13 protein-coding genes are annotated in these 15,847 nt (G+C 26.2%); all 13 read right to left on the reverse strand.

Annotated features, from left to right (window positions below; all coding sequences use genetic code 11):
• Positions 1 to 275 precede the first annotated feature (275 nt).
• Complete coding sequence (locus tag ABDZ60_RS11105; RefSeq protein WP_343778159.1) at positions 276 to 1,301, reverse strand: hypothetical protein; 1,026 nt, start codon at positions 1,299 to 1,301, stop codon at positions 276 to 278.
• Complete coding sequence (locus ABDZ60_RS11110) at positions 1,282 to 2,178, reverse strand: ABC transporter ATP-binding protein (RefSeq protein ID WP_047001902.1); 897 nt, start codon at positions 2,176 to 2,178, stop codon at positions 1,282 to 1,284. The genes ABDZ60_RS11105 and ABDZ60_RS11110 overlap by 20 nt, the downstream gene beginning before the upstream one ends.
• Position 2,179: 1 nt before the next feature.
• Positions 2,180 to 2,563 carry a GntR family transcriptional regulator gene (locus ABDZ60_RS11115; RefSeq protein ID WP_016207749.1) on the reverse strand — a complete coding sequence of 128 codons (384 nt, stop codon included), beginning with the start codon at positions 2,561 to 2,563 and terminating at the stop codon, positions 2,180 to 2,182.
• A 21-nt stretch (positions 2,564 to 2,584) separates the two neighbouring features.
• Positions 2,585 to 3,211, reverse strand: a complete 627-nt coding sequence (locus ABDZ60_RS11120) for a hypothetical protein (protein ID WP_343778163.1) — start codon at positions 3,209 to 3,211, stop codon at positions 2,585 to 2,587.
• Between the two features lie 166 nt (positions 3,212 to 3,377).
• A complete protein-coding gene (locus ABDZ60_RS11125) occupies positions 3,378 to 4,460 on the reverse strand; it encodes a Gfo/Idh/MocA family protein (protein ID WP_343778165.1) in 1,083 nt (360 codons plus the stop codon).
• Positions 4,461 to 4,479: 19 nt separating this feature from the next.
• Complete coding sequence (locus tag ABDZ60_RS11130) at positions 4,480 to 5,088, reverse strand: sugar transferase (RefSeq protein WP_343778249.1); 609 nt, start codon at positions 5,086 to 5,088, stop codon at positions 4,480 to 4,482.
• Between the two features lie 24 nt (positions 5,089 to 5,112).
• The gene (locus tag ABDZ60_RS11135; RefSeq protein WP_343778167.1) at positions 5,113 to 6,459 is read right to left on the reverse strand and encodes a glycosyltransferase family protein; all 1,347 of its coding nucleotides are present in this window, start codon (positions 6,457 to 6,459) and stop codon (positions 5,113 to 5,115) included.
• 27 nt (positions 6,460 to 6,486) lie between these two features.
• Entirely contained in the window at positions 6,487 to 7,557 is a 1,071-nt protein-coding gene (locus ABDZ60_RS11140) for a glycosyltransferase (RefSeq protein WP_343778169.1), read from the reverse strand.
• 11 nt (positions 7,558 to 7,568) lie between these two features.
• Positions 7,569 to 9,011, reverse strand: a complete 1,443-nt coding sequence (locus ABDZ60_RS11145; protein ID WP_343778171.1) for an O-antigen ligase family protein — start codon at positions 9,009 to 9,011, stop codon at positions 7,569 to 7,571.
• Positions 9,008 to 10,729, reverse strand: a complete 1,722-nt coding sequence (locus ABDZ60_RS11150) for a UDP-N-acetylglucosamine 2-epimerase (RefSeq protein WP_343778173.1) — start codon at positions 10,727 to 10,729, stop codon at positions 9,008 to 9,010. Before ABDZ60_RS11150 ends, ABDZ60_RS11145 begins: the two co-directional genes overlap by 4 nt.
• Before the next feature lie 71 nt (positions 10,730 to 10,800).
• Positions 10,801 to 12,654 (reverse strand): polysaccharide biosynthesis protein, encoded by a 1,854-nt coding sequence (locus tag ABDZ60_RS11155; RefSeq protein WP_343778175.1) that lies wholly within the window; start codon positions 12,652 to 12,654, stop codon positions 10,801 to 10,803.
• A gap of 146 nt (positions 12,655 to 12,800) precedes the next feature.
• Positions 12,801 to 14,246: a lipopolysaccharide biosynthesis protein gene (locus tag ABDZ60_RS11160; RefSeq protein WP_343778177.1), complete on the reverse strand. Its 1,446-nt coding sequence runs from the start codon at positions 14,244 to 14,246 to the stop codon at positions 12,801 to 12,803.
• A gap of 254 nt (positions 14,247 to 14,500) precedes the next feature.
• Positions 14,501 to 15,847 (reverse strand): N-acetylmuramoyl-L-alanine amidase (locus ABDZ60_RS11165; RefSeq protein ID WP_343778179.1); only part of this gene is annotated, 1,347 nt, incomplete at its 5' end.

The following is a 15,847-nucleotide window of genomic DNA, read 5'->3' on the forward strand; positions in this document are numbered from 1 at the left end:
TGCGAGCTCCTTTTAACTATATAGTAATTTATTTATTTTTAAAATACGCTATTTTCTGAACCGCTTACCTATTTAACTTTAAAAACCCTAAAATCTATTACCCTTTACCTGCTAGCTGTTACTTGTTCCCCAAACTCAACTGTGAACTAAAAACCTGTTACCTGTTACCTTACACCTATTACCTCTATTACCTGCCTGTTACTTTATAAAAAAACTGTGAATTGTGCACTATGAACTAAATAAATTGCTTTGCAATTTATAACTAACGTTAACTATCATAAATAGTACTTTTCCTTTTTAGATCTCTTGAATTTTTTCAATAAAATATGAGTTATAAATGACGTTATTATAATAATTATTATTCTTAACAAAAATAACCTTTTTTCAAATAAAGAATTCTGGAAATAGAAATCATTAATTAAATTGCTTAAATATGGCGCTATTATTATTCCTATAAAGGTTTTTAGCATAAACTCAGCGATTTTCTTAGGGAAATTAAGAATTATTCCTTCATTCATATGTTCTACTAACATATTATCTGTTAATCTTTTTGCTATGAATATTAAAATTACTCCTGTTATTATAAAAAAGGCCGATATGGTAATTATTTGTAATTTACTCATACTATTTCCTATAGGAACTCCATTTAGATATTCCATTATCCCATTATATACATATCTTATTCCTTTATTTTCATAATTAATATAGCTATAAAGCCCTGATTGTAAATTTATCAATAAAGCAATAAAATATATAAATATAAATATTCCTGAACCTATTAGATAATATGTATTTGCAAAGATTGAATCCAACAATGCTAATCCACCTATTGTAATAATTGATATACTAATTATTCTAATTACATCTATAGAAATACTTTCATTAAAACTTCCAATATATCTAATAATTTCAGCATTTTTTATTACTCCCTGTCCTATAATAATTAAATAAGCTATTAAATAAAGTATTGCACAAATTATTATTAGTATAAGTTCCCTTTTTCTTATATCTAGTCTTGAAAATGGTCCAGATAATAAGGTTGACCACTTTTTTCTTTTAAACATTCCTACTATTATTATATAACAAATTATTAAATATAATATTAATATAACTACACATTCAAAAGAATAAATAAGATTATGATTGTATCCATTATAAAGATTTTCTCTTAATCTCCAATTAAAATATTCATCAATAATAATTTTAGTAATTAGAAATGTACCTACATATGCTATAGCTAAAGGAAGGATTATTTTAGCATCTCCTTGATAAAATAAACTTTTATTCAAATATTTCTTCATAATCGCACTTCCCTCCTAATCTATGTATAAATATTTCTTCAAGACTTAAATCTATTTCTTCCATAAATAAAGGCTTAAATCTATTTAATTTTTCCTTGAAGTCATCATTGTAATTTTCTGTTATAATAGTAAATACTCTTCCAACTTGTGAAATGCTAAATATACCTTCTATATTTAAATCTTCTTCATAAACTGGCATATCAAATGCCACCTGAATTTTCTTTATATTTTTCTTTATATTTTCTAGTGAATTATAATATTCAAGTTTTCCATCATTAAGTATCATTATATCATCACATACTCGCTCAAGTTCTCCTAAATTATGCGAACTTATTATAACTGATTTTTCTTTACCATATACTTCATTCATGATTATTTTCAAAACATTTTCTTTTAAAATAGGATCTAATCCTGATGTTGGCTCATCTAACACTAAAACTTCACACTCTAATGAAAATGCAAGCATTAAATTAACTCTCATTTTCATACCTTTAGATAATTGTAGAAATCTTTTATTTAATGGAATTTTAAAAAGTCTATTAATCTTATAAAATTTATCTTCATTAAAATCGGGATATATAATTTTATAATAATTTATTATTTCTTTTAAGGTTATTAAATAAAAACTACTGTGCTCATCTGGAACAAAAGCTATTCTTCTCTTTATTTCTGGATTATCATAAACTTCTTTTCCATTTAAAAAGACATCTCCATAGCTTCCCTTGTATACCCCAACTATTCCTCTTATTAAAGATGTTTTGCCCACTCCACTTGGCCCTACAATCCCTAAAACCTTTCCTTTATCCAAAGAAAAACTTATATCTTCTAATATCTTAGTATCTCCATAATTTAAGGAATAGTTTTTCAATTCTAACATATTATATTCCTCCTCTTATTTCCTTAAATCCTTCACTTAACAATAAAATCAAATCATTTTCTTCAATTCCTAGGTAATTAGCTTCTAATATTAATCTTTTTATATCTATAATTAATTTACTCTTCTTATCCTCTGAAGCTTTTTTCTCGTATTTGTCTGATACAAATGTTCCTTTACCTTTTATTGTTTCTACAATATTATCACTTTCAAGTTCTCCGTATGCTTTACTGACAGTATTAGGATTTATAGTTAGTATAGTTGATAACTCCCTGATTGATGGTAACTTATCTCCTGGTTTCACTATACCTTTTAATATAAGTTCTTTTACCCCAATTATAATTTGTTCATAAATAGGTGTACTACTTCTTGAATCAATTATTAACATAAGCTCACCTCACCTAAAAAACTATTTATGTTCTATAGTATAATAATCAACTACATACCCATCTCCCTCATCTATAACTATTAAATAAAAATCTATTAATGTGACTACTTCTTCGTTAGACATTTTTTCCTTATATATTTCATCATATGATTTATATATTCCCTCTTTATTCACTGTTCCGTCTGAATTCACAAAAACTTTATCTACTTCATTATTATAAATAACTGAAGCACTTAATTTATAAGTTCTGACTTCCTTTGTTTTAGGATAATTTGGTATATTCTTAAAGGATTCTTCATAATTCACTCTTAGATTTCCTAAATTCTCTATATTTACTTCACTTATTTCATAACTTAAAAATATTGGTATTTGTTCATTAATGTATTTATTTGAATTATAATCATTTAAATATAATCTATATCTTCTTGATATACTTTCAAGAAATTCTTTTGGTGTAATATTGTAGTATCCATTTCTATTTTTAACCACTTCATAACTATTAGCATATCCAATAAAATTAGTTATTGCTTCTTCTGGAGTATCGTATCTTACTTGTTTATCATATATTTTAGTCTTATCTCCAAATGATGTTATTATAATAAATATTATGATAAGTCCACTTACTGCTAAAAGTGTAGATTTTTTCATATAATCCCTCCCTTATTTAGAAAATAAAAAAATACTAAGTGTATTACTCAATGTAGTACACTTAGTATTATATGGAATAATTTGTTTTTTAACAATCATTATTTTCTTAATATGTATAGATTAATCTTAAAGTTTTCTTAAGATTATTATCTCTTCATATTTTTATTTATTTCATATCTGAACTTGAAAAATTATTAAATGGGAAGTTAACAGGCATTCCTGTTTTTCTTGATTTATATGCAGCTAAAATTATTGATAAAGGTACTATAGCATCTTCACCACTTACATATGGTTTTCTATCTTCCTTTACAGCTTCTATAACATCTCTAAATAAAGGAGTATGCCCTTTACCATACACACTATCTATCTCAACTTGCAAATCTTTTTTAACTGATTCTTCATCTTCACCTTCAAATCTCCAAGTCTTAAGTTCATTTACAGCAAGTCCGCCTATTACTACAGTTCCCTCTGTACCAAATACGCTTAACGTTTCTTCTAAATTCTTTGGATATACAACTGCACTACCTTCTACAATTCCTATAGCTCCATTTTTAAATCTAACTACTATAGCTCCAAAGTCCTCTGCTTCAATTTTGTTTCTAAATGTATCACATTCTGCATAAACTCTTTCTACTTCAGATCCAATCATCCATTGTAGTAAATCTATATTATGTATGCATTGATTCATTAAAGTACCACCATCTAAATCCCAAGTGCCTCTCCATGGAGCTTGCTTGTAATAATTATCATCTCTTCTCCAAAGAATCCTAGCTGTTCCATTCATTATTCTTCCTAATTTTTCTTCTTCTACAGCTTCTCTAAGCTTTTGAATTGGTTTATTAAATCTATTTTGATGTGCAACTGATAGCTTAACATTATTTTTCTTTGCCACTTCTATCATTTCATTAGCATCGTCTATAGACATAGCCATTGGTTTTTCCACTATTACATGTTTTCCTTTATTCATACAGTAAATAGCTATTTCAGCATGATATCCGCTTTCTGTAGCTATAGTAACAACATCTATATCTTCTTTTTCAAGCATTACTTTATAATCTTTATACACGCCAATTTTTAAGGATGATTCATTCATCTTTTCAAGATATTCATTCTTCTTTTCTTCTGCTAACTCTATTTTTACATCACATGTTGCAGCCAAAGTTGCTAAATCCTTATTTTCAACTAGTCCTTCTACATGCTTATATGAAATTCTTCCACAACCAATAATTGCAAAATTAAGTTTTTTCATTTTCATCACCTTCACATATTTATTTTCCTATATTGAATATAGTTTTAAAAATGATAGCAATATCTATAAAAATATTATTATTCTCTATATACTTCATATTCAAATCTATTTTATGAGGCATAATAATATTAATATAATATTCTTCTGGATTTTTTACATTACCTAAAATACTATTTTCATCTCTATATTCAATAGAAGCATAATCAGTTATTCCAGGTCTTACTTCTAATACTCTCTTTTGATTTTCATTATATAATTCCACATATTTAGGTACTTCTGGTCTTGGTCCAACTAAACTCATATCACCTTTTAAAACATTAATTAATTGAGGTAATTCATCTAATTTATATTTTCTTAAAAAATATCCAATCCTTGTTACCCTAGAATCATTTCCTATAGTTATTTGTCTTCCAATTCTTTCTGCATTTACAACCATTGTTCTATATTTCAAAATATTAAATTCATTTCCATAACGCCCAATTCTTTTTTGTTTAAAGAATATCGGCCCCTTTGAAGTTAATTTAATTAATAAAGCAATTATAACATAAACTGGTGTTAGAATAATACATCCTATTAACGATGCTATAAAGTCAAATATTCTTTTTATAATTTTATTAAACATATCAATCTTCCTTTAATTATATATCCTAAATTATATTAATTTATCAAAAACATCTGCCAGCTGTTTAGCTAAGTTTACTCTATCAAACTGTGAGCACTTAGTAATACTATTATTATTCAAGTTATACCCATTTTTAAATTTCTTATATTCTGAAAGAATAAAACTTTCTATTTCCACAACATCTCCATGATTAGTTGCTAATCCAATGTTATTAGTATTTATTAACTTAGCTGCTACTCCATCTGTTGGCATTATTCCCAATATTGGCCTTTCAACTAATATATAATCAAATATTTTTCCTGTGTATATCCCTTTACTCTGTTCATCATTAGGAAGTATTAATAAATTAATATTAGAATTAGCCATAACATTTAATATTTTATCATGCTCTATATAAGAATTAATATTAATTTTGTCACTTAATTTAGATTGCCTAATTTTAGCTTTTATTTCTTCATCAATGTTTCCTGTAAAATTAACCTCTAAATCTTCCCTAAACTCATCATCCCTACTTGCTATATTTTCTAGAGCTATAATTACATCTTCAGGATTTTGAGAGCTTATTAAAATTCCTGAATAATTTATTTGAAATTTTTCATTTTTTATTACTTTTATATTTTTCTTGTCATTGGAATCAAATCCGTTTGTAATTGTAATAAACTTATCTTTAAACTCTGGATATCTCTTCACGTACATATCTGTTATTGATTCGGTCACATTAATAACCACATCTGCTAAGGTAATAACTTCACATTCCAGTCTTTTTTCCTTTTCAATTCGCTTCTTACTATATCCCCCCATTATTATATCATTCCCTATCCATGGGTCTCTAAAATCAGCTACCCATTTCTTTTTAGTTTGTTTCTTTATCTCTAACGCAATCAAATGGTCTGTATAAGGTGAGGACGTAGAATATATTATATCTATTTCATTTTCTTTTAAAATTCTATTTCGTATATCCTTAATTGCATGCCTATACCATCTTATTTTAGTATCAGGTATATAGTAGTTATATTCTAAATACTTAAATATCTTATCCTTTACCGTGGTATTATTTTTCACTTTCTTATTTTCTAATATATTACTATTATACTTTATATTTTTGGGTTTTCTTTTAATTAATATTTTGTTTGACTTCTCTATAATGCTCCTAAGCCAAAGCTTTTCTCCTGAATTAGATCTATAAACTTTAACATCCTTTGGAATCTCATTTAACATACTAAAATCGTATGCAAAATTATGTCCATTTTTAACAGTTACTACTATTGGATTAAAATCTAAAGTAGGTAAGTATTTAACATATTTAAGGCTCCTTTGAACTCCACTTCCTCCAATAGGAGGAAAGTGGTATGCTATAAATAATATGTTCTTCTTCATATAAACACCTCTAAAACTTCTTTTATTCTACTTTAAAATTTTTTTATAGGAATCAACTATTAGTTTCATATTGTCTTCCCATATAGCTCTTTCTTTTATAATTTTCCTATTAATATCCCTAGCATTTTCTATAAGGTTTTTATCTTCAATAACTCTTATCATAAGTTTACTTAATTTTTGTGAATTAATCTCTTTTAAAATAAGCCCATTTTTTTCATCTTTAATCCACTCTCTATTCGCCTCCACATCTGAAACAATTGGAAAACATCCATTAATCATACTTTCTAATAATGTAACCGAGGTAGAATCTGATGTAGGTATTGAAATAAATCCTAATCCTTCACCTAATAAATTCAATAGCTCTTTTCTATTTATGAAGCCTTTAAAATCAATATTTTTTTCTATCCCTAAATTACTAATATAATTTAAAATATCTTTTTCACCTGTCCCTGAATTAGTTATTATTAATCTTGAATCACTATATTTATCTAAAACTAATTTAAAAGCTTCTAATATACATTCAATATTAGAATTTTCACATAAAGTTCTCATACTTAAAAAAGTATTGTCTCTATTTTCATTTATAGTTTGAAAATCCATATCAGATAAACTAACTCCCATTGGAACAGTAATAACTTTTTTCTTATCTGCCTTCAAATTAATTATTTCCTTACTCATATATTCTGAATCAGAAGTAACTAAACTACATTTTTTTAATACATATTTAGTTAATAATTCGTAAGCCTTGTTTTTCTTAGGTGTTACCAATATGTCTGTCCCCCAGGTTGAAACTACAAATGGTATTTTTCCCTTAACTAAACTACCTATAAATCCATAGCTAGTTAAATAATGAGCATTTATTAAATCTGGTTTTATATTTTTAATTATACTCTTTATCTTAAATAACTTCTTTAAGTATTCTTTATTTCCACCATCTCCATCAATATTTATTGAATCTCCCATATAATAAAATTTTATTCCTGGAATATTGGCGTTTCTAAAAGATATTAAATGTACTTCTGTTCCAGAATCCCTAAAAAATTCTATCCATCTCTTTGTATGAATGCTTCCAGCATCTCCAAGAAAACAAATCTTCATAAATTACACTCCTAAACAAATTCGTTAATACAATCAATATAAAAAAGCATAAATAAAATTATAAAAGTGCTTGAAAAACTATACACTTCATTTGAAAAATTTAATGCTATTCCTGTTAAATTTCCGTATATAAAAAATGCTATTAAACTTATGCCTCCAGCTAAATATTTTATTCTATACTCATTATTTTTCTTAAAATATCCCATTATCATATCCCAACCTAACTTTATCATTAGAATAAGTGAAACTAGCATAAATGGAATTCCCAATTCAGATGATAAATTTAATAATAGATTATGTGCATCACTATAAGGTCTTTCACTTTTTGAGTATTCCTTATAAAAATATTTAAAGTTGCTTATTCCAACCCCTGTAACTTTATAATCTCTACTAAGTTCAATGCCTGTCTTCCACAAAATTTGCCTATTCTTACTTTGACTATCAAGGACTTCTAAAGATAAATCCTTTATGCTTTCACCTTCTATATTCTCATCCTTAGATATATGATTTTCTTTCTTTTCAACAATATTATTTATATCTTTTAATACATCTGATCTTCCTATAACATTTGAGAATACCATTGCTCCAACTAAAAAGAAAACTGCACTATACTTTATCCAATTTTTTATATCAAAAATCATATAAAGAATATACACTAAAAAAATAGTTATTAATGCCCCCCTAGATTCTTGTGTACCAAGTATAAATATAAAACCTATTATATATAATGTCCAAATATTTTTAATTCCTTTTTTCTTAATCCATTTACTTAGCGTTAATATAAACATTATTAATATGTAAGGTAATATTGCATTAGATCCAAGAGGTCCAAAAACTCTATTATGCTCACCCTTAAAAAGTAATATAATGTAATATAATGAATCTGGTAACCCAGAGACTAAAGCTCCAAGAACTGCTGATTGTAGAAGTTTATCATAAAACATTACTTTATCCTTAAAAAATGAAGTTTTTATTATATAAAATATCAACATAAAAGGTAAAAAGGAAATTGTTACGACCATAAATGAAAGTTGTTTATCATAAGCAAAAAATATATTAATTATCAATAATATTAACAATATAATTCTTATATACTTATTCTTTACAGTATTTCTTTCTCTATTTATTCTTTTAAATAGCCCATTTTTTATAAGTAATACTAAAATTATCAGATAATAAGCTGTATAAAACATCCATTGTTTGTCCAAGAATCCCATCCTAAGTAATACATATCCACATGCTGGTAATAAAAAAATGCTAAATACACAACCTAATAAAGTATTTTCAAATGACTTATACATGTAATTGAAAATATATAATCCTATTGGTATTCCAATAATAGCTATAATCACTGTTAATTTCGCATCTGAGTTTTTAAACATAGTTATTACTATTACTTCAAGTACTAAACATAATAATATAAATATGTAATTTTTTTTTATTATATCCTTCAATTATTTCCAACTCCCTTAAACTTATCATTATTTATTTCATTTATTTTATTAATTATCCTCATAGATACCATTCCATCAACTTTATAAAAATAATCTTCGATTACTTCTTTATTGTTTAATGAATATAAATATATTTTTTCTATATACTCTTTTAATTCATATTGATTTTTAGCACCAATAGATATCTTATTCTTAACAAAGTTACCCTCATCCCAATATTTATCTAACAGAATACATATTGAAGGTTTATTTAAAATTGAGGCTTCTAAATTTACAGTTGAATGAACGCTTATAACTACATCTGACCACTTTATAGCATCATATATATCCATATCACGTGTTATAGTTACATTTTTTATATTATACTTTTCTATTAAGTTGCTATATAAATCCTCATATTTATCATTTGGATGTAATTTAATAATTATACTAAAATTCTTTTCTAATTTACTCAAACTATCAAATAGCATATTAGTAGCCTGACTTGTTAACTCCTCTATATATTGTGTAGCATATAAAATTTTTACTTCCTCTATGTTATCTTCCAAATTTTCTTCATTTAACTTTTCAAATAAATAATCTGTTCTTATTTGTCCTACAATATCTATATTATTATTATTATATATTTGGGTATTGTCTATAAGTATATTTTTAAATATATTTCCCCAAACGAAAGTAATTCTAGGTATATAAATTTTATCATTAGTTGGAATAAAATATGCATTTGAACCTAAAGTTATAATTCCATGTTGAATTGCAAAACTGGGCTTTCCCAATTTATTCGCTGCATATATAAAACATCTTAGCCTATCTGCTTCATCTATAGCTACTACTTTTTCAACACCTATTAATTTAATAAACTTTTCTGCTGCATATATCTCATATAAATAGCTATTCATCAATTCTTTAATATTATTAAAAATAAATATATTAACTAAATTACATATATCAAAACCATGAAAAGTATAATTTAAATCTTTTATGCAATCTAGATTATCTTTAAGTTTATACTTATCTATTTTTAGCTTAAAGAAAATCTTTTTCATAATTATAAAATTTTCAAAAGGAAAAAAATCATCCCCTAAAGCTTTAGCCTTATTAAATAACTCTTTATTATTTAAATATTGCAATATAAATGTATTTCTACTATCCTTAAAATAATCTAAGATTTTCCCAAATTGAGAATCATACTTTATTTCTTTTCCATTTATATTTATAGAATTTATACTATTAGCTTGGGTTAGAAACAGTATACTATATTTATTCTTAATCTTATATTTAATAAAGTACATTAATCCTTTAGCTATTCTAATAACTTTTTGGGCAATTTTATTGGAATCATTAATCTTATTTATTACTTTTTCTTCATAATTACATTCCAATTTAAATATTTCCTCAACAATATACTTATAGACTATATCATCAGTATTTACTTTAATATCCTCATCATAGCTTTTAATAAGATTTTCTATAAAACAGAATTTGTTAAGAACATCCTTTAATCTATCATATATACTTCCTCTACAGAAGTTATATAATTCAATATTATCATAGATGTACATTTCATTAATCTTTTTCCCACATACCTCTTGATCTTCTAGTCCACACAAAAACATTCTTATATCTGCTTCAAATTTATTATTTTCATTATTTAGATTTATTTTATTTCCATCTTTGCAAATATAAAAATTATTGCCTATTAAAAAGACCTCTAACATTTTTCCTCCTAAAGAAATTTAATTATTCTTATAAGTAATTTATCAACTTAAAGAATAATTAAATTTATTATCTATTCATTATCTAAAGCTACTTCATCATTAATTACTCTATGATAGGTTGGTACTATATCTCCCATCATATTCTTTATCTTATTATTATCATTTTCCTTTAATAAATTCTCTAACATCTTAAGCTTAATCTCTAGCCTTTCAAAACTTTCAAAAGTTGGCTTACCTATATAAATCTTATTATGCGCAGTACTACTTAACCCTTCTTCACTCATTAATAACTCTTCATATAATTTTTCACCTGGTCTTAAACCTGTAAATTTTATTTTAATATCTTTATTAGGCTGAAATCCAGATAATCTTATTAAATCACAAGCTAAATCATATATCTTAACTGGGCTTCCCATATCAAGAACAAAAATTTCTCCACCTTTTGCAAATGCCCCTGCTTGTAAAACTAGTTGTGCTGCTTCAGGAATTAACATAAAGTATCTAGTTATATTTTTATGTGTCACTGTAACAGGCCCACCTTCAGCAATTTGCCTTTTAAACAATGGTACAACAGATCCATTACTACCTAAAACATTTCCAAATCTGACTGCAACAAAATCAGTATTACTTTCCTTATTCATAGCTTGAATTATCATTTCACATAACCTTTTAGTTGCCCCCATTATATTAGTTGGATTCACTGCCTTATCAGTAGAAATCATTACAAATTTTTTAACATTATTTTTATCGGCTTGTTTAGCTAAATTGAATGTTCCAAAAACGTTATTTTTTACTGCTTCTTTAGGGCTATCTTCCATTAATGGTACATGTTTATGTGCAGCAGCATGAAAGACTACATCTATTTCATAAGTTTTAAATATTTCTTCTAGCCTTTTTTCATCCCTAATTGATCCTATTAAAGTTTTTATATTCAATTGACTATATTTAGCCTTAAGTTCATTCTGAATATCATATGCACTATTTTCATATATATCAAAAATTATTAATAGATTAGGATCAAATGATGATATTTGTCTACACAATTCAGATCCTATAGATCCTCCTCCTCCAGTTACTAATATATTTTTGCCATTTAAATAACTTGATATTCCATCGTTATCTAATTTAACTTGATCACGACCTAATAAATCCTCTAGTTCAACATCCTTTATTCTGCTTACTGTAGCATTACCACTAATTATTTCAAACATCCCCGGAATAATTTGGACTCTACAATGAGCCTTAGTACATATATCTATTATATCATTTTTATTCTTAGCATCTAAAGTTGGTATTGCTATAAGTATAATATCTATATCTTTCTCCTTAGCTAATTGAGGTATATCATACCTATTTCCTTCAACTTTTATTCCTGATATTCTTTTATTTCTTTTATATCTATCATCATCCACTAGTACTACAGGGTTATATTTCAGATCTCTTCTTGAAAGCATCTCATTAATAATCATTGTGCCAGCAGAACCAGCACCTACAATCATTACCCTTTTTTGATCTGGCGAATTTTTATACGGAATATATAATAATGCTCTCCTATAGATTCTGTATAATATTCTTAGTCCTATCACTAAGCATATTGATATTACCGTTCCCACAACACAAACATTTATTGGAATTGTAGACCCTAAAAACCTTGTATATCCAATTGATATAATTCCAGCAATAACTCCTCCAGAAACTCCTAAAATAAATTCATCCGTTCCTGTTAAATCCCATAAAGAATTATACAGTCTAAATATATAAAATGATATGGCAAATATTAGACTTACCATAATAAAATCATTTGTATATATAGTAGCAATTTCAGTAAAATTCTCAGATGAAGTTACATTAATTGCTAATAGGAAACCCATATTCACTAAAAATAAGTCTATAACCATCAATAAGATTGTTTTTATATATCTCATATTTTCCCTCCAAGCATCACTGTTGAATTAAATAATTTATAACTTTTTTAATTATACTACTGCTGAAGCAATATGTCTATAAATCCTTTAATTTCGAACATTATATAAAAATTATTATTAAATTTTCCCACAATACTACATGTTTCTTATTTTCTATTTTTTACTTCCATATATAGTTTATAAATATCACTTCTATATATTAACATCATTATAATTGCCATAATAAATACTATACATAATTTTATTAGAATCGACAAAATCAAATTACCAGTATCTATCTTAAAGGCAAGTAAAGATATTAATAAGAAAACAACAGGAAATAAAAGCATTTTTAATATATTGAATTTTAATGGTTCAATTCTTTTTGATATAAAGTAGACTAAGACACATGATATTGCCATAGATAATAGACTTGCTATAGCAGCTCCAACTTCCCCCATCTTTGGTATCATTATTATATTAAAAATTGAATTTAAAAGTGCACCTGTAAATGTACCTATAGCTATATATTTTACTCCTTTTTTATTGTAAAATAATGGATTGACAAAAAAGTAATATATCCCATTGAATACAAATGCAAAACTTATAAAAGGTATAACCTTCCAGCCTTCATAATATCTTATATTAACAACTAATTTAAATATCTCAGGGCCGAATAATGACATCCCCATTGCTAAAAAGCAGTATATAATTGTTAATAATTCTGCCATTTTTACTATTTCATCTTCATTTTTTTTCTTATCTTTCATTTGCTGAAAAAACCAAGGAACATATGCTTGGTTAATAGCTGAAGTTAACACATTTATTATATTTCCAAACTGTGCTGCCGTAGAATAAATTGACGTAGCTGCCCTGCTTATCAGTCCATTTAGAAATAATCTATCAAGCATCGATACAGCCCACCCTGATAGACTATGAGGAAGCAAAGGAAGCGAGTACTTTAAAGCACTTTTCAAATATTCTTTATTTATTTTTAAAGTTATTAATGATAAAAAATTAATAATAGTATAAATAAAAAATATTACATCTGTAATAGCCAAAGCTAATAGTGAGCCTAAAGCTCCAAGTCTAAATCCTACTATAAATATTAGATTTAACGATAAATTTACTAAAAAGTAGCTTAAATTATTCAACGCATATCTTCTACTTTCTTCTTTAGCTTGTAATGTGCTTTGAAATATTGTAAAAATTGGGTTTAGTGCTATAGATATTAATCCAAGTAATATATAAGGATAAAAATCTATTCCTCCTGTAATAGGAATAATAATTATATTCCTAAATATAATTATTATTGCAGTCAACACTACACTATTTATTATTACAAAAGTTATACATGTTCCCCAAAAATCCTTAAGTTTTTTTTCATCATTTTTATAATCAACATAAAATCTAATTACAGCTGAATTTAATGCTAAACTATAGAAAATACTAAAAAAAGCAACTATCGTAGTTATAACATCAGTAATTCCTTTTTCATCGGGAGATAATAAGACTGTGTATATAGGAATAAGTATTAATCCTATGCATTTTTGCAGTACTTGAACTATTCCATATATTCCTGAACTCTTTATTAATTTTATTTTACTAGACATAATACACCCTTTACATAAATCTTATTTTATCTTTATTTATTTTGATATAATCTATAAAATATAAGATAATTTCTCTGTTTCCACCTCATTATATCATAAATGTTAAATATTCCACTACATAATAAGACATAAAAAATAGAGCTGAGTACTAAAATTCATTGCTACAATATATTTTGTCGTTTTTTCAAATTTAAAACCGACACTATACATTGTATATAATTCATTTAGTACTACAAACTCTATATTTCCTAAAGCTAATTTCTAAATACAGTATCTATAGAATTAGCTAATTGTATTGCAATTACATTTTGCATCTCTACTTTAGCAATTTTGCTTATTTCTTCTGCATTAGTAATGAATCCACATTCAACTAACACTGATGGCATTAGCGTATTCTTTACCACATAAAAGAAATCATCCTTTGCTCCCCTATTATTTTGTCCAACTGCCCTTGATAAGTTATTAACCATAACTTCAGAAAGTTTCTTGCTTATTTGAACCTTATCTACATTTGGTGTTCCTGAATCTGGCTTAGTCTCAGTATAATATACTTCCACCCCATTTGCTACAGATGATGTACTTGAATTATGATGAATGCTTACGAATAAATCAGCTTTCATAGAGTTAGCTAAATCCACTCTTTTTTGTAAACTGAGCCTTAATTCATCATACAGTTTTTCTCCTACTTCTCTGGTCATAATAACATTATAGCCTCTATTAATAAGCTCTTTTCTAAGCAAATCAGCTACTTGCATATTTAATTCCGTTTCCTCATATTTTTTGCCATTAATAGTAGATACAGCACCATAATCTCCACCATAATTATGTCCTGGATCTATTACTATTAATGGTCTTTCCTTAACAATTATATCTTTTGCTAAGTAATCATCTTCATCCACCTTTGTACTATTCTTATGTTTAACATGAAGTACAAACGTAAAGTTTCCCTCATTTGGTATTTTATAATTAGCTGTTTTATTACTGCTCCAATCGCTTAATAATGTCCACACTCCTGTTTTCCTATTACATGCCCATATTCTATATAATGTATCTTTTTCTGGTGCAGCCGAAGCATTTATTGTAAGAGTATTACCATTCTTAATTTCTCCTTCTATCTCTAGATTAATTGCCATAGATTGATTTCTTTTGGTAGCATAAAAATCTAAAGATTTATAATCCTCTTCACTATTAGTATTGCTATTTTTATGCTTCACATGAGCTACAAATGTATATTTACCTACTTTAGTTGGAGTATAATCCACAATACTTTTAGTGCTCCAGTCGCTTAATAGTATCCATGTATTTGTGCTTCTATCACATACCCATAGCCTATATAATGTATTTGATTCTGGAGTCCCTTTTGCTTCAAATGTCAGTTTTTCACCAACAATACTTTCTTCGCTCATACTTATTGTTTGTAACTTTGATTCAGGTTTTGCTACAATTACATCTAGTGATTTATAATCATCTTCCTCATTTTTATTGCTAGTCTTATGTTTTACATGTGCTAAGAAGGTATAATTTCCAGCCTTAGTTGGAGTATAATCTACTATATTCTTAGTACTCCAATCGCTTAATAGTATCCATGTATTTGTACTTCT

It is taken from the genome of Clostridium sartagoforme (assembly GCF_039521405.1).
GTDB classification, from domain to species: Bacteria; Bacillota; Clostridia; order Clostridiales; family Clostridiaceae; genus Clostridium; species Clostridium sartagoforme.